The following is a 15,751-nucleotide window of genomic DNA, read 5'->3' on the forward strand; positions in this document are numbered from 1 at the left end:
CCGGGCGATCCGCTCAAGTGGCCTCCGGGCGGAGGTGTGGTCACGGCTCTCGTACCTGCCTTTCCAAGGTGTCGAGGTGGCCGGCCAGGGCGACGAGCCCGGCGTCATCCGCCGGTATCAGGCCGTACATGACCGAACGCACCCAAACCGCATCCTGCCCGGTCCGGAGAGCAGTCGCGGCGATGATCTCATTGGGCGTCGCGTCACCGGACAGCCCGAGCCTCGGGGCGAGCCGGGCGGCGGTCGCCGCCCGCAGGGTGGCGGAGGCGCGGTCGCGGGCCCGGCGGGCGCGGTAGAGGCGGCCACGCCCCTCGACGGTCTCCGCCGCTCGCACGACCACGGGCAGCGCCTCGACCACCACGGGGCCGAGACGGCGGCCCCGCCACAAGGCCGCCAGAAGCAGCGCGACGCCGAGCTGGAGCACTGCCCAGGGCACTCCGGCGGGGACCAGGTCACCGGCGGAGGCGTCCCCTGAGCCGGGGATCAGCCCCGACTCGTCCGGCACCAGCCAGATCAGGACCGGCCTGGCGCCCGCGAGGTTGATCGCCAGCGCGGCGTTGCCGTCCTCCGCGAGCCGCTGGTTCGTCATGAACGCGCCGTCGGCTACCACGGTCACCACACGGGAGCTGAAAGAGCGCACCAGGCTCGGCCCGTCGCCGCTCGGATAGCAGCCGACCGACCCGGTGGGCACGCTGAGGGCGGCGCCTCCGGTGAACGCGCTGCCCGCCCGGACGGCGGCGGGAAGGTCGCATCGCGGCTCCCTCGACCGTACGGCCGCCTGGCCGCTCGCCGTGATCCCGGGAGCGAGGCCGAGCAGGCCGGGGGTCGTACCGACGATCAGCCGGTCGGCGCGGGTGCGCGAGAGCGTGGCGATGTCGTCGTCGCCGAGGTAGGCGGTGCTGGACACGAGCAGCTGCGCGCCCGGCCCGTCCAGGCGTACGACGTCCTCCGCGGTGGAGACCCGCTCGACCCGGACCCCGCGCCGGCCCAGGATCTCGGCGAGGGCCTTGCCGCCGGTGAGCGTCGCGTTGGCGGGGTCGAGACGCCGGCCCTCGGTGGAGGTGCCGGTGACCAGCGCGGTGAGCGCCGCGACGACGATGACGATCACGCCGAAGAGCACCATGCCCCGGCCGCCGCGCCAGATGCTCCGCGCGGTCGGGGACGTCGAGGTCGCGGGGCCGCTCGGAGCCGCTCGCTCCGGTGCCGTGACCGTCATGGGGCGTCTCCCCTGACGGATCCGGCGGCGGGCCGCCTCGGCGCCGTGGCGGTCATCGGGCGCCCGCCGCGGCCGGGGTGACCGCCGCCGGCCTGGCGGCGCGCAGGTCCCGGTCGAGCTCCGACATGGCCTGGCAGCCCTCCGCGGTTCCCGGCGCCTCGCCGTAGGTCACGTCGTCGAACAGGCGGGCCGCCACGGCCAGCCGCGCGGCGAACGCGGGGAGCTCCCGGCCCGCGGCGTCGGCCAGCTCGTCCGCCGTCCTTCCGGGCTGCGGCGCGACGATGGCCCGGTGCTCCAGGTCGCGTGCGATGGCTCTGAGCCGCTCGCGGATGGCCTCGGCCCAGCGCGACTCCCCGGCGAGGCGCTCGGCCTCGGCCCGGTGCTCGTCGGCCGTGCGCTCGCGGGTGCCGAAGAGCCCGTCGGCGGCGGCCCGGCGGCTCCGCGTGGCCCGCTTGGCCTGCCAGGCGATCAGCAGGACCAGGGCGGCGACGATCAGCAGCACGATGACCAGCGCGAACACGCCCCCGGGGACGCCTCCGGGCGCGTTGCCGAGCAGGCCGTCGAGGAACTCCTCCACGGTCCTGAAGAGCCGGTCGATCAGCGACTCCTGCTGGTACTCGGGCCTGACGAGCTCCTCCACGGCCCTGCGGCGCGCTTCGTCCCGCCCGATGTCGTCGAGGACCACGGCGTCGGCCAGGGCGCCGATCACAGAGATGATCACGGCGCTCCGGGGGTGCCGGTGGTGTGCGGCCCGGCCGGCCCGGGCGCGTACGGCCCGGCCCCGTACGGCCCGCCAGGCCCGGGACCGTGCGGCCCGGTGGGGCCGGACGCGTGGGGACCCGCGGCGTGGGACGGGTGCCACAGGTCGTCGGCCGTGGCCGGCACCCAGCCCTGGCGCTGCTGTTCGATCGCGGCGGTCTGCAGCACGAGGTCGAACGCCTCGGCCCGCATCCGCCGGTCGGTGTAGAGCAGGCCGTTGACCCCGGCCTGGATGGGATAGATGATCATCGAGCTGAGGATGCCGCCCACGATGAACAGGATGGTCGTCACCACCGTGGCGGCGACGCTGCCCTGCCCGCCGAACGACACGACGATGCTGATGATGTTGACCGGCACCGACAGCACGCCGCCGAGGACGCCGACCAGGAGCTGGGTCAGGATCAGGATGCCCAGCACCCGCCAGAAGTCCCCGCTGACGAGCCCCCACGACCTGCGCATCGAGTCGACGACGCCGCGCCGCTCCAGCACGACCGCCGCTGCGGCCAGGGAGAAGCGGGTGCTGATGAACAGGGCGTAGGCGACGTAGGCCAGGACGAGCACCAGGCCGGTGAGCAGGATGGCGGTCACGCTCGCACCGGCGGCGCCGAGGGCCACGAGGAGCGCGACCGCCACGGCGAGCGGGGCGAGCGCGATCAGCCCGGTGAGCAGCGCCAGCCCGAACAGGGCGGCCAGCCGCGAGCGGGTGAGCCGCCAGGCCTCGCCGATGGTGATCCTGCCGCCGAAGACCGAACGGCCGAGGACCCTCGTCAGGACGCCGGTCAGCATGGTGACGAGGAAGAACTGCACGATCATCGACAGGACGGCCCCGCCAAGCTGGGCGATCAGCCCGCCCATCGGCACGCCGGCGCCCGGCTCGATCGCCGCGGGGTTCGCCAGCAGGTCGCCCATGGAGCGGTAGTACACCGCCTGGCCGACCGCCAGGGGCAGCGTGCCGATCGCGGCGGCGATGGCCGACAGGCCGAGTGTGGCCTTGGGGTTGGAGCGGATCAGCTTGATGGTGCCGTCGAGGATGTCGCCGAGGCCGAGCGGGCGCAGCGGGATGATGCCCGGGCGCAGGGCCTGGGGCGGCGGGCGGTAGCCGTACGGCTGCCCGTAGGCGGGCGCCTGCCCGTACGGCCCGTACGGGCCCTGGCCGTAGGAAGGCTGGTGCGGGGCCTGCGCGTTCGGGTCGTGACCGGGCGGAACCGGCGCCGCCTGGCCGTCAGGGGCCTGCCCGTAACCGGGCCGGCCATAACCGGGCTGGTCGTAGGGGGTCTGGCCGGGTGATGGGGCGGGCTCGCCCGCGGGCGGGCCTGAGCCGCCGGGAGCGGTCCACGGCGTCGGGCCCTGGCCGGAGTACGGCGGAGGCTGGTTCTCCGCCCAACCCTGGGGCGTGGCGGGCGTGGAGCCGTGACCGTCTGACATATCCCAATCCTGGCATGTCGCACCGCTCTCCGTGGTGGCCAGCCAAGCGATCAAGGCAGGGGATGGCCGAATATGCGGACTTGGCGCAGACTTGGGGAGGGGCCGCACGGACCCGCGCCACGCCACGCCACAAGCTCATCGAGCCAGATCATTGGCGGGTTCAGTAACGTGCGCCTAAAATTCGGCTTTTGGTGAAGCTATTGTTCGATCGTTTATCACCATGCGATGACTCGCGGGTAGCCTTCGGTCGGTCGTACGGCTCTCGCCGCAACCTCCAAACTGTGCAACGAATGAGGGGCCATGAAAGGACGCGTGCTGGTCGTCGACGACGACGCCGCTCTCGCCGAGATGCTCGGCATTGTCCTTCGGGGCGAGGGCTTCGAGCCGTCGTTCGTATCCGACGGAGACAAGGCACTCGACGCGTTCCGCGACACGCGCCCTGACCTGGTGCTTCTTGACCTGATGCTGCCTGGGGCCGACGGCATCGACGTGTGCCGCCGCATCCGCGCGGAGTCCGGCGTGCCGATCGTCATGCTGACGGCCAAGAGCGACACCATCGACGTCGTGCTCGGCCTGGAGTCGGGGGCGGACGACTACATCGTCAAACCCTTCAAGCCGAAGGAGCTCGTGGCGCGGGTGCGCGCGCGGCTGCGCCGTACCGACGAGCCGACCCCCGAGGTGCTGCAGATCGGCGACATCACCATCGACGTCGCCGGCCACTCGGTCAAGCGGGAAGAGGAGACCGTCAACCTCACCCCGCTGGAGTTCGACCTGCTGGTCGCGCTCGCCCGCAAGCCGCGCCAGGTGTTCACCCGCGAGGTGCTGCTGGAGCAGGTCTGGGGCTACCGGCACGCGGCCGACACGCGGCTGGTCAACGTGCACGTCCAGCGTCTCCGCGCCAAGATCGAGAAGGATCCCGAGCATCCCGAGATCGTGGTGACGGTCCGCGGCGTCGGTTACAAGGCCGGTCCGGCGTAGGCGGCCCCGCCGTGCCCGCGCTGTGACCCCCGGACATCCCGATGGCCTCCCCGACCTCGTCCTCAGGCACCGTCCGCACCGCGTCCAGGCCCAAGGCGAAGAGGAAGACCCGGCGGACCCCGCGCCAGATCGTGCGCGGCGTCCGCAGGCGGGCCCGCCGCGCCATAGGCCGGGTGCGCCGCGTCTGGCGGCGCTCGCTGCAACTCAGGGTTGTCACCAGCACGATGGTCATCTCCATGATCGTCGTCGCGGTGCTGGGCACCTTCCTCACTCAGATGATCACCAAGGCCGTCCTGGACGGCCGCGTGCACTCGGCCATCGCCGAGGCGCAGGCCAACGTCACCACCGTGACGAGCTACCTCAACCAGCCCCAGGCGGCGGTGTCCAAGCAGTCGGGGGCCTCGCAGGAGGACAGCTCCGAGATCGTCATGGGCGCTCCGCTCGAACAGGCGGCGTTCGCCCTCGCCATGCGGGCGGACGCCCGCTACAGCGTGGTGATCCTCAACGCCGACGAGGTCGGCCAGGACCGCGGCACCGGTAACGTCGACCCGAAGAGCGTGCCGCAGAAGCTGCGCGAAAAGGTGCGGCAGGTGAAGGACCCGCCCCAGGGGCAGTACACCTCGATGTACTACTGGGGCGAGCCCAAGGCGGTGCCCGCGCTCGCCATCGGCTCCCTGGTGTCGAACATCTACGGCGGCGACTACGAGGTCTACCACTTCTTCCCGCTGACCGACGACGTGTACACCCTCACCATGGTCCAGCGGTGGCTGATCGTGGTGGGCGTGACACTGGTGCTCCTGCTCGCCGCCGTGGCTTCGCTGGTGACCCGGCAGGTGGTCACCCCGGTCCGGCTCACCCGCCAGGCCGCCGAGCGCCTCGCCGCCGGCAAGCTGTCCGAGCGGCTGAAGGTGCGCGGTGAGGACGACCTCGCCCGCCTCGCGACCTCCTTCAACGAGATGGCCTCCAACCTGGCACTGAAGATCCACCAGTTGGAGGAGCTCTCCCAGGTCCAGCGGCAGTTCGTGTCCGACGTCTCCCACGAGCTGCGCACCCCGCTGACCACCGTGCGCATGGCGGCCGACCTGCTGTACGAGAGCCGCGAGGACTTCGAGCCCGCGGCCGCGCGCTCGGCCGAGCTCATGCAGAACCAGCTCGAACGCTTCGAGTCGATGCTCGCCGACCTGCTGGAGATCAGCCGGTACGACGCCGGGGCCGCGACGCTGGACATCGACTCGGTCGACATGCGCGACGTCGTCCTGCGGGCGGTCGGTGACTCCCAGCCGCTGGCCGAGCGCAAGTCCACCCGGCTCGACCTGCGGCTGCCCAACGAGCCGTGCATGGCCGAGGTCGAGAGCCGCAGGGTCGAGCGCATCCTGCGCAACCTGCTGTTCAACGCCATCGAGCACGGCGAGGGCCGCGACATCGTGGTCACGCTGGGCGCCGACCGCGACGCGGTGGCGGTGGCGGTGCGCGACCACGGGGTCGGGCTCAAGCCCGGCGAGGAGAACATGGTCTTCGACCGGTTCTGGCGGGCCGATCCCTCCCGGGCCCGCACCATCGGCGGCACCGGCCTCGGCCTCGCGATCTCGCGCGAGGACGCCATGCTGCACGGCGGCTGGCTCCAGGCGTGGGGCATGCACGGCGAGGGATCGCAGTTCCGGTTATCGCTGCCCCGCCAGGCCGGGGCCGAGCTGCGCGGGTCGCCGCTGCCGCTCGTGCCGCCCGAGGTCGAGATGCGGCGCACCTGGAGAGGGCAGGCCACGCCGGTCCTCTCCCCGGCGATCGAGGGGGGCTTCGATGCCGACTAGGTCCCGAGCGCGCGGGCTGCGAGCGTTCGCCCTCGCCGCCGTCGTCCTCGCCTCGGCGTCGTGCTCCACGGTGCCGACCGGGGGCAGCATCTTCCCCGCGAGCGACGCGGGCGGAGGCGACCCGCTCAGCCAGCCGTACGTACGGATCCTCGCAGGGCCGCCGAAGCCGAACGGCTCGCCTCTGGATATCGTCGTCGGCTTCCTCGCCGCGGCCGCGAGCTTCGACGACCCCCTCCGCACCCTGGCCAGGCAGTACCTGACGGGGGAGGCCCAGCGCACCTGGAGCCCGTTCGACGCCGTCACGATCTACGACGACGCCAAGCCAAGCACCGACACGCCGCGGGACGACGTCCAGCAGGCGCACGTCGCCCTGAAGGGCACCATGCTCGGCGCGCTCGACGTCGACGGCCACTACGTGCCGAGCGACGCCTCGGCGGGCACCGGGCTGAACAAGGGCTTCACGCTGGTGAAGGTGGGGGGCCAGTGGCGCATCTCGTCCGCGCCGGCCGGGCTGCTGCTCTCCAACGACGACTTCAAGCGCGCCTACCGGTCCTTCGAGCTGTACTTCGCGGCCTACCAGTCGTCGGGCCTGGTCGCCGACCAGGTGAGGGTGCCGATCAACCCCGGCGAGGGGCTGGGCAAGTCGCTGGTCCGCCGGCTGCTCGACGGGCCGACCACGCCGCTCAGAGGCGCGGTCGAATCCGCGTTCGGGCCGAACGTCGACGTCAACAGGGTCTCCGCCGACGGTGACACGGTCGTCGCCGACTTCACCTACGGCATCGTCGACTCGGCCCTGGTGGCCGGGAACAGAGAGGCGCTGTCGGCCCAGCTCTCCTGGACGCTCAAACCGCTGACCGAGTCGCGGCGCATCGAGGTGAGGGTCAACGGCGAGCAGTTCCCCGGCGCTCCGTGGGTCATCGACCCGCGCGACTACGAGCGCTTCAATCCGGACGTGCTGTCCTCCCAGCCCACGACCTACTACCTCCAGCAGGGCAAGCTCCACAGGATCGACAGGGACAGCGACAGCCCCGTGACGCTCGGCACGGGAGGCCCGGCGCGGCAGTTCACGCACCTGGCCGTGTCCAACGACGAGCCGCCCAAGATGGCGGCCCTGGAGAAGACCGGCGGCGTCTGGGTCACCGGCATCACCCCCGGCAGCCAGTGGCAGCGCTGGATCGAGGGGCCGGGCCTCACCCCGCCGTCCTGGGACCGCTACGGGGACGTCTGGTCGGTCTCGCGGCAGGGCCCCCGCAAGTCGCAGGTGCTCAGGTCGCACGACCCCTCGCGGCAGTTCACGGTCAGCGCGCCCGAGCTGGAGTCCATGGACGTCAAGGCCTTCCGCGTCGCGCGGGACGGGGCCCGGGTGGCCGTCATCGCGGACGACGGGCACGGCGAGCAGGTCCTGGTGGGCTCGATCAACAGGACCACCTGGGCCGTGGAGAACCTCCGCCCGCTCGTGCCCGCCGACGACGGCCAGCGGATCGTCGAAATCGCGTGGCGGGACGCCAGCACGCTCCTGGTCCTCACGGACACCAAGTCCGACCGCGAGCTGACCCCCTGGTCGGTCACGCAGGGGGTGCGGGTCGAGACGGCCAAGGCGGCGGCCCGCATCGAGACCATCACCGCGGGCCCGGACCCCATCTCGCTTCTGGCCGGCACGGCGGCGGGCGAGTTGCTGATGTGGGACCCGCAGAAGCGCCAGTGGAGCACCCTGGTCAAGAGCGGAGCCGGCGCCCCGGTCTACCCCCTCGGCTGACCAGGCCCGCCAGAGCCGGCAAGAGCCGTGTGACGTGCGGCCTGTGCACAAGTGCCGGGCGGCACGCGGTTTCTGTCGGTGGCGGGGCGCATGGTGGCGGGGTGCTGACCGCGTTCCTCGATCTGGTCCTGCCCGCTCGCTGCGCCGGGTGCGCCCGGGCCGGCGCGGTGGTGTGCCCCGCCTGCGCGGCGGAGCTCGACGCCGATCCGTGCCCGAGGGCGCCGAGCCCGCCTCCTCGCGGCCTGCCCGACTGCTGGGCGGCCGCCCGCTACGAGGGAGCGCCCCGCCGCGCCGTCCTCGCGTACAAGGAGCGCGGGCGTACGGCGCTCGCGCGCCCGCTCGCCGCGTCCCTGACCGCCACCCTCGTGGCGGCCCTGCGGGCGACCGGCCTCGACGTGCCGTTCGCGCTGGTCCCGATCCCCAGCTCCCGTGGGGCCGTGCGGCGGCGCGGCCATGATCCCGTCGGGCGGCTGGCGGAGCTGGCCGTACGGGCCCTGCGGTCGCAGGGCGGGCCGGTGACGCTCGCGCCGGTCCTCGCGCAGCGGCGGCGGGTGCGCGACCAGGCGGGCCTGAGCGCCTCGCAGAGAGCCGCGAATCTCGCCGGGGCCTTCGGGGTCCGGCACGCCGGAAGCGCGCGCGAGCATCCTCTGTGGGGGCGGCCCGGCCCGGTCGCGGTGCTCGTCGACGACATCGTGACCACCGGCACGACGCTGGCGGAGGCCGCGGTGGCGCTGCGCCGCGAGGGCGTGAAGGTTCCGCTGGCGGTCACCCTGGCCGCCACGCCACGCCGGGCGCGCTGATGGCGTCGGCGTGCCCCGGCGCGGTCGTCCATGACCGTGCGCTGACCGGACGCGGGCACGAGGCATTCCCGGGGCGCTCACGGTGATCGTCCGAGTGACGGGACGCGCGCGACACGCCCGGGTTAGATCCAACTCTAAAAGATTACGAAGGGTAATGAATTGGTCAAATCCGGAGCCTGCCCCCGCAGTCACATGTTGCTGGCCGGAACCTCCGATCTCGCAGCTCAACGGATGCGAGAAGCCCTCGCACAACGGCTCCGAGCATCGTCAACTTCCCGTCCGCCAACGGGCTGGGCCCCGTAAGGAGATCACTTACAGTGATCCTTTCGCTGATCTCACGGCTGACATTCGCGCCGGTAGCGACTAGCGTTCGAGCCATGGCACCCGTTCGGGTCCGTGGTTGCGCCGGACCGACCCCCGCAAGGGGACCGGACTGGCTAGCCGATGCCAGCCGCAGGCGAAACGGCCCACGTAAGGCGACTCTTCGTCGACCGATCACGGTGCGGCTTAGAGGTAAGTCCTGCCTTCCCGGAGGGCCAGATGCCCTCCGTCAGAAGAGAAGGGCAGTAGTGGCGACTGAGCCGCGAACTCCTCAGCAGGCGGATGTGGGGACGAAGACCAGGTCGGCCGGACGGGTGCCCTCCTCGCAGTCGAGACGAAGGGGGGCCTTTGAGTGGACATCATTGTCAAGGGACGGCACACCAGTGTGAGTGACCGGTTCCGCGATCATGTGACGACCAAATTGGCCAGGATCGAACGACTGGACAACAAGCTCATACGAGTGGACGTGGAGGTGTCCAAGGAAGCGAACGTCCGGGCGACCGACGACCGCGAGCGGGTGGAGCTGACGATCCACTCCAAGGGCCCCGCCGTCCGGGCGGAGGCGTCCGCCGATGACCGGTTCGCGGCGCTCGACATCGCCCTCGGCAAGCTCGAAGGGCGGCTCAGGCGCATCGCCGACCGCCGCAAGGTCCACCACGGCAATCACTGCCCCCCTTCGGTCGCCGAGCTGACCTCCGCTCTGGCCGACAACTACGAGCCGCTGCCCGAGCCGCTTCCCGTAGAGCCCCAGGTACAGGAGAGGGCCGCGGCCGAGAAGTCGCCGAGCGAGGCCGAGTACCCCGAACCGATCGTTCCGATCGAGATGGACGGGGACGGCCCCCTGGTCGTCCGCGAGAAGTTCCACCAGGCCGACCCGATGACCATCGACCAGGCACTGCTGGAGATGGAGCTCGTCGGGCACGATTTCTATCTGTTCAGGGACAAGGAGTGCGGGCAACCCAGCGTCGTGTACCGGCGTGTCGGGTATGCCTATGGCGTCTTGCGGCTCGTAGAACAGTAACCAACGCGTTCGAAGATCCTCTCGACCACCCCCGCGCGTCGGAAACCCATGTAATGATGGCGGTTCCGACGGCGCGGGAGCGTCGCGCGGTAGGGATCGACCTACCTGGCGCGATCTGGCTCCCCACGAGGAGGAGGCGTGACGCAGACCGACGAAACGGCCGGCCACTCCGGGCGTGAAGAGCCGATCCGCGTGCTGATCGTTGACGATCACGCGTTGATCCGGCGGAGCCTGGAGCTGGCGCTGGCCGCGGAGCCGGACATCGAGGTGGTCGGCGAGGCGAGCGACGGTCAGGAGGCGGTCGAGATAGCCGATCGCCTTCTGCCCGACGTCGTTCTGATGGACGTCCGGATGCCCAGGCAGGGCGGCATCGAGGCGACCAGGGTCATCAAGGCATCGGTGCCGAGCGCGCGCATCGTCATGCTGACCGTGAGCGACGAGGAGGAGGACCTCTTCGAGGCCATCAAGGCGGGTGCCACGGGTTACCTGCTGAAGGACGTGCAGATCGACGAGGTGCCGGACGCCGTGCGCGGCGTCCACGAGGGCCAGTCGCTCATCAACCCGGCCATGGCGGCCAAGCTCATCAGCGAGTTCGCCAACATGAGCCGCAAGGAGGCCGAGCGCCCGCCGCAGCTCCCTGTGCCGCGGTTGACCGAGCGCGAGATGGAAGTGCTGCGCCTGGTCGCCAAGGGCATGAACAACCGCGAGATCGCCAAGCAGCTGTTCATCTCCGAGAACACCGTCAAGAACCACGTGCGCAACATCCTGGAGAAGCTCCAGCTGCACTCACGCATGGAAGCGGTGGTCTACGCCGTGCGGGAACGCCTCCTCGAGATCACCTGAGCCCACGCGAGCCCTGCGGCCCTACCGCCGCAGGGCCGCCTGGAGCGGCGCCGCCAGCTCCGGCGTGCCGACCCGCTCCACGCGCACGTCGTCGCAGCCGACCCAGGCCGCGGCCTCCCACAGCGCCGAGGCCATGGCCTCGACCGACCCGGCGCGCACGGCGCCCGCGGCACGGCCCGCCGCCGGCTCGAACCCCACCTGCCTGGCCACGAAGGTCGACCCATCGCGGGCGGGGTCGACCCGCCCGATCAGCCGCCCCCCGGCCAGCACCGGCATCGTGAAGTAGCCGTGGACGCGCTTGTCCTTCGGCACGTACGCCTCCAGGCGGTGGGTGAATCCGAACACCCGCTCGGTGCGGGCGCGGTCCCACACCAGGGAGTCGAACGGGGACAGCGGGGTGGTGCGGTGGCGTCCCTTCGGCACGGTCTCCAGCGCGGTGGGGTCCGCCCAGGCGTTGGCCCGCGCGGCCCCGCCCGCCGTGGTGCCACCGCCCCTGCCGTCGGGCCAGCCGGCCACGCGCACCGGCACCAGCCCGGACGTGCCGTCGAGCAGCGCCTGGTCGAGCATCGCCCCGTGGGCGCCGCGCACGCGGATGAAGTCGGCGAGGTCGGCGCGGGTCGCGACGCCCAGGGCGGCGCCCGCGATGCCCGTGAGGCGGGTGACGCACTCGGCGTCGGTGAGCTCCTGGCCGAGCAGGGGAGTGGGGACCACGCGCTCGGCGATGTCGTAGACGCGGCGCCAGCCGACCCTGCGAGTGCAGACCACCTCGCCGATGTCGAGGAGGAACTCCACGGCGATCTTGACGTCGGACCAGTCCCACCAGGGGCCGCCGTTCTTGGCTCCGCCCAGCTCGGTGGTGGTCAGCGGCCCTTCGTTCCTGACCTGCTCAAGCACCTTGTCGACCGTGGGCGGCACCTCGTGCCACCGGAAGCGCCGCTCGCGGTAGGCCCGGCGGCGGAATGAGTAGAGCGGCCAGTCGCCGATCGGCACGACGCAGGCCGCATGGCACCAGTACTCGAAGGCGAGGGCGGGCTCGTGCCAGTAGGCCCGCTCGACCTCGGCCCTGCCGACCGGCCCCAGCCGCGCGTACGCCACCAGTTCGTGGGAGCGGGCGAGCACGGAGATGGTGTCGAGCTGCACGGCGGCCAGGCGGCGCAGCATGGCGGTCACCCCGCCACGCCGGGAGTCCGCCCCGAGGAAGCCCTGGGCGCGGAGGATGAACCGGCGCGCCTCGTCGGCGGAGAGCTCCAGCGCGGGGGCGGGGAAACCATTCGGCATGCGCTCGATGCTAGGGCGTGCCACCGACAAAACCGATACGCAGGTGTCGCGGCGAAAGAGAACGCCCCCGCCGCGGCGGTGCACGGCGGGGGCGGCCCGGTCTTCCGGGGCGAGGCTCAGCGAAGAGCGGTCAGACGCTGTCGGTGTGACGCTCGAACGGGGAGTGGTGCTCCTGGATCGCGATGGTGCGGGGTGCGTCCTCGATGACATCGGAGAAGATGTCGAACACCAGGGCCAGCACGCCGCCGACCGCGATGACGCCGCCGCCGGTCCAGAAGAGGAACCAGTTGGGACCCATCACCAGGGCGATGCCGCTGATGGTGAACCCCAGCAGGATCACGGTGACGGCGAGCCACGACGTGGGCCTTCCCGCGTGAGACTGCCCGCTGTGTGCCTGCGCCGGTGCGCTGTCGGCCATCCTGACTCCCTGTTTCGTCCAAATTCCCATGTCGCCAGAGGGGCGCCCCGAGGCAAAGATTCCCTCCCCTTACCATCGCACGATATACAACGTCACTCCCCCTCCCGCAGGCCGTGCCCGGTAAAGGCCTCAGGTGGGAGGGGTCGGGGAACCTTCGTGCTCCGTACAGCGTCGTTGACGATGGCTGTGTCCGGTGGTGAAACCGCCTACCATGGCTACGGGGAACCATGTCTCGTCCTCATGTCCGCAGCCGTCGGGCCGCGGTACAGACCTGCGAGGAGCTTTACAAAAAGTGCCAGCCATTCTCGACAAGATTCTTCGCGCCGGCGAGGGCAAGGTCCTGCGTAAGCTGAAGCGGATCTCCGAGCAGGTCAACTCCATCGAGTCCGACTTCACCAGCCTCAGCGACGCCGAGCTGCGCGCGCTGACCGCTGAGTTCAGGCAGCGTCACGCCGATGGCGAGTCCCTCGACGACCTGCTTCCCGAGGCGTTCGCCGCCGTGCGCGAGGCGGCCCGCAGGGTCCTCGGCCAGCGCCACTTCGACGTGCAGATCATGGGCGGGGCCGCGCTCCACCTCGGCAACATCGCCGAGATGCGCACCGGTGAGGGCAAGACCCTGACCTGTACGCTCCCCGCGTACCTCAACGCGATCGCCGGCAAGGGCGTGCACGTCGTCACGGTCAACGACTACCTCGCCAAGCGTGACGCCGAGAACATGGGCCGGGTGCACCGCTTCCTCGGTCTCGAGGTCGGCGTGATCCTGGCGAACATGCCGCCGGACGAGCGCCGCAAGCAGTACAACGCCGACATCACCTACGGCACGAACAACGAGTTCGGCTTCGACTACCTCCGCGACAACATGGCGTGGTCGCTGGATGAGTGCGTGCAGCGGGGCCACGCCTTCGCCGTCGTCGACGAGGTCGACTCCATCCTCATCGACGAGGCCCGTACGCCGCTGATCATCTCCGGTCCCGGCGAGCAGTCCGGCAAGTGGTACCAGGAGTTCGCCAAGATCGTCCCCCGCCTCCGCCGCGGCGTCGAGGGCAAGGAGGGCGAGGAGAGCACCGGCGACTACATCGTCGACGAGAAGAAGCGCACGGTCGGCGTCCTCGAGGCCGGTGTCGAGAAGGTCGAGGACTGGCTCGGCATCGACAACCTCTACAAGCCCGAGCACACCCACCTGGTCGGCTTCCTCAACAACGCCATCAAGGCCAAGGAGCTCTACAAGAAGGACAAGGACTACATCGTCGTCGACGGTGAAGTCCTGATCGTCGACGAGTTCACGGGTCGCGTGCTCCATGGGCGCCGCTACAACGAGGGCATGCACCAGGCCATCGAGGCCAAGGAGTCCGTGAAGATCAAGGACGAGAACCAGACCCTCGCCACGATCACCCTGCAGAACTACTTCCGCCTCTACTCCAGGCTGTCCGGCATGACCGGTACGGCCACCACCGAGGCGAACGAGTTCCACCAGACCTACAAGCTCGGCGTCATCCCGATCCCGACCAACCGGCCGATGGTCCGCAGGGACCAGGCCGACGTGGTCTACAAGAGCGAGGACGCCAAGTTCAACGCCTGCGTGATCGACATCAAGGAGCGCTACGAGCGGGGCCAGCCGGTCCTCGTCGGCACCACCTCGGTCGAGAAGTCCGAGAGGCTCTCCAAGGCGCTCAAGCGGGCCGGCGTCCAGCACGAGGTGCTGAACGCCAAGAACCACGCCCGTGAGGCCACGATCATCGCCGAGGCGGGCCGCAAGCACGCCGTCACGGTCGCGACCAACATGGCCGGCCGAGGCACCGACATCATGCTCGGCGGCAACTCCGAGTTCCGGGCCGACATCGAGCTCCACCAGCGCGGCCTGTCCCCGTCGGAGACGCCCGAGGAGTACGAGAAGGCCTGGCCCGAAGCGCTCGAGAAGGCCAAGGACGCCGTCAAGGCCGAGCACGAGGAGGTCACCGAGCTCGGCGGCCTGTACGTCCTCGGCACCGAGCGCCACGAGTCCCGGCGCATCGACAACCAGCTCCGAGGCCGGTCGGGCCGTCAGGGCGACCCTGGCGAGTCCCGGTTCTACCTCTCGCTCGAAGACGACCTCATGCGGCTGTTCAACTCCGCCCGCGTCGAGATGATCATGACGCGGCTGAACATCCCCGAGGACGTGCCGATCGAGTCGGGCATCGTCTCCAAGGCGATCGCCTCGGCCCAGCACCAGGTCGAGCAGCAGAACTTCGAGATCCGCAAGAACGTCCTCAAGTACGACGAGGTCATGAACCGCCAGCGCAAGGTGATCTACGCCGAGCGCCACCGGGTCCTTGAGGGCGCCGACCTGCGCGACCAGGTGCGCGACTTCATCACCGAGGTCGTCGAGGGGTACGTCCAGGCGGCCACCGCCGAGGGCTTCGCCGAAGAGTGGGACCTCGACAAGCTGTGGAAGGCGTTCCAGCAGCTCTACCCGATCTCCGTCACGGTCGACGAGCTGATCGAGCGCGAGGCCGACGGCGAGCGCGAGAACCTCACGCCCCAGCTGATCACCGACTGGGTGAAGGGCGACGCCCTCGCGGCGTACGAGCGGCGCGAGGAGGAGCTCGGCGCCGAGACCGTGCGCGAGCTGGAGCGGCGCGTCATCCTCTCGGTGCTCGACCGCAAGTGGCGCGAGCACCTCTACGAGATGGACTATCTCCAGGAGGGCATCGCGCTCCGGGCCTACGCCCAGCGCGACCCGCTGATCGAGTACCAGCGGGAGGGCTTCGACATGTTCGCGGCCATGCTCGACGGCATCAAGGAGGAGTCGGTCGGCTACCTGTTCAACCTCGAGGTCGAGGTGCAGGACAACCCGATCGTCGAGGAGGTCGCCGCCGTCGACGCCAACGTCACCGAGGCCGGTGCGATCATCTCCAAGGCGCTGCGCCGGCCGCAGCGCCCCACCGAGATGATCTACAGCGCTCCCGGTGAGAGCGGCGAGGTGGAGCAGACCCGGGTCCGCACCACCGCGGAGGAGCGCGCCGCGTACGGCAACGTCGAGCGCAACGCGCCCTGCCCCTGTGGCTCCGGCAAGAAGTACAAGCGCTGCCACGGCGACCCGAAGAACGTCCAGGTCTGACCTTTCTCCGGACGGCCCCGCGACCACCACA

12 protein-coding genes are annotated in these 15,751 nt (G+C 70.8%); 7 read left to right on the plus strand and 5 right to left on the minus strand.

The window, feature by feature from the left end; genetic code table 11:
* Positions 1-40 precede the first annotated feature (40 nt).
* Genes ACOZ38_RS07015 through ACOZ38_RS07025 form a run of 3 tightly spaced genes read right to left on the minus strand, consistent with a single transcriptional unit; the run spans position 41 to position 3,400 of the window.
* Positions 41-1,216 (minus strand): DUF4350 domain-containing protein, encoded by a 1,176-nt coding sequence (locus tag ACOZ38_RS07015; protein WP_424529305.1) that lies wholly within the window; start codon positions 1,214-1,216, stop codon positions 41-43.
* Between the two features lie 52 nt (positions 1,217-1,268).
* Positions 1,269-1,937, minus strand: coding sequence for a DUF4129 domain-containing protein (locus tag ACOZ38_RS07020; RefSeq protein WP_424529306.1), 669 nt, complete (start codon positions 1,935-1,937; stop codon positions 1,269-1,271).
* Positions 1,934-3,400 (minus strand): DUF7544 domain-containing protein, encoded by a 1,467-nt coding sequence (locus ACOZ38_RS07025; RefSeq protein WP_424529307.1) that lies wholly within the window; start codon positions 3,398-3,400, stop codon positions 1,934-1,936. Before ACOZ38_RS07025 ends, ACOZ38_RS07020 begins: the two co-directional genes overlap by 4 nt.
* Positions 3,401-3,700: 300 nt before the next feature.
* On the opposite strand from ACOZ38_RS07025, the gene mtrA reads away from it, so the two are divergent.
* The 6 genes from mtrA to ACOZ38_RS07055 all read left to right on the plus strand — a co-directional run bounded on the left by mtrA (position 3,701) and on the right by ACOZ38_RS07055 (position 10,927).
* Complete coding sequence (gene mtrA / locus ACOZ38_RS07030; RefSeq protein ID WP_114031473.1) at positions 3,701-4,378, plus strand: MtrAB system response regulator MtrA; 678 nt, start codon at positions 3,701-3,703, stop codon at positions 4,376-4,378.
* A 41-nt stretch (positions 4,379-4,419) separates the two neighbouring features.
* Positions 4,420-6,186, plus strand: coding sequence for an MtrAB system histidine kinase MtrB (gene mtrB / locus ACOZ38_RS07035; protein ID WP_424529308.1), 1,767 nt, complete (start codon positions 4,420-4,422; stop codon positions 6,184-6,186).
* The gene (locus ACOZ38_RS07040; RefSeq protein ID WP_424529309.1) at positions 6,176-7,942 is read left to right on the plus strand and encodes an LpqB family beta-propeller domain-containing protein; all 1,767 of its coding nucleotides are present in this window, start codon (positions 6,176-6,178) and stop codon (positions 7,940-7,942) included. The genes mtrB and ACOZ38_RS07040 overlap by 11 nt, the downstream gene beginning before the upstream one ends.
* Before the next feature lie 101 nt (positions 7,943-8,043).
* Positions 8,044-8,742, plus strand: coding sequence for a ComF family protein (locus tag ACOZ38_RS07045; RefSeq protein ID WP_424529310.1), 699 nt, complete (start codon positions 8,044-8,046; stop codon positions 8,740-8,742).
* Between the two features lie 673 nt (positions 8,743-9,415).
* Complete coding sequence (gene hpf, locus ACOZ38_RS07050) at positions 9,416-10,084, plus strand: ribosome hibernation-promoting factor, HPF/YfiA family (protein ID WP_424529311.1); 669 nt, start codon at positions 9,416-9,418, stop codon at positions 10,082-10,084.
* 138 nt (positions 10,085-10,222) lie between these two features.
* Positions 10,223-10,927: a response regulator transcription factor gene (locus tag ACOZ38_RS07055; protein WP_363912482.1), complete on the plus strand. Its 705-nt coding sequence runs from the start codon at positions 10,223-10,225 to the stop codon at positions 10,925-10,927.
* A gap of 21 nt (positions 10,928-10,948) precedes the next feature.
* Here the strand turns inward: ACOZ38_RS07055 and ACOZ38_RS07060 are convergent, their stop codons facing one another.
* Positions 10,949-12,205 (minus strand): winged helix-turn-helix domain-containing protein, encoded by a 1,257-nt coding sequence (locus ACOZ38_RS07060; RefSeq protein ID WP_424529312.1) that lies wholly within the window; start codon positions 12,203-12,205, stop codon positions 10,949-10,951.
* Positions 12,206-12,335: 130 nt separating this feature from the next.
* Positions 12,336-12,623, minus strand: coding sequence for an HGxxPAAW family protein (locus ACOZ38_RS07065; protein WP_424529313.1), 288 nt, complete (start codon positions 12,621-12,623; stop codon positions 12,336-12,338).
* Between the two features lie 292 nt (positions 12,624-12,915).
* On the opposite strand from ACOZ38_RS07065, the gene secA reads away from it, so the two are divergent.
* Positions 12,916-15,720: a preprotein translocase subunit SecA gene (secA, locus tag ACOZ38_RS07070; RefSeq protein WP_424529314.1), complete on the plus strand. Its 2,805-nt coding sequence runs from the start codon at positions 12,916-12,918 to the stop codon at positions 15,718-15,720.
* Positions 15,721-15,751: the final 31 nt, after the last annotated feature.

It is taken from the genome of Sphaerisporangium viridialbum, from assembly GCF_049674955.1.
Classification (GTDB): Bacteria; Actinomycetota; Actinomycetes; order Streptosporangiales; family Streptosporangiaceae; genus Sphaerisporangium; species Sphaerisporangium viridialbum.

What these genes read in the sequence shown, in the direction of transcription:
- ACOZ38_RS07015 (WP_424529305.1), bottom strand. Translation starts at nt 1,216, where the DNA reads ATGACGGTCACGGCACCGGAGCGAGCGGCTCCGAGCGGCCCCGCGACC.
- ACOZ38_RS07025 (WP_424529307.1), bottom strand. Translation starts at nt 3,400, where the DNA reads ATGTCAGACGGTCACGGCTCCACGCCCGCCACGCCCCAGGGTTGGGCG.
- mtrA (WP_114031473.1), top strand. Translation starts at nt 3,701, where the DNA reads ATGAAAGGACGCGTGCTGGTCGTCGACGACGACGCCGCTCTCGCCGAG.
- mtrB (WP_424529308.1), top strand. Translation starts at nt 4,420, where the DNA reads ATGGCCTCCCCGACCTCGTCCTCAGGCACCGTCCGCACCGCGTCCAGG.
- ACOZ38_RS07040 (WP_424529309.1), top strand. Translation starts at nt 6,176, where the DNA reads ATGCCGACTAGGTCCCGAGCGCGCGGGCTGCGAGCGTTCGCCCTCGCC.
- ACOZ38_RS07060 (WP_424529312.1), bottom strand. Translation starts at nt 12,205, where the DNA reads ATGCCGAATGGTTTCCCCGCCCCCGCGCTGGAGCTCTCCGCCGACGAG.
- ACOZ38_RS07065 (WP_424529313.1), bottom strand. Translation starts at nt 12,623, where the DNA reads ATGGCCGACAGCGCACCGGCGCAGGCACACAGCGGGCAGTCTCACGCG.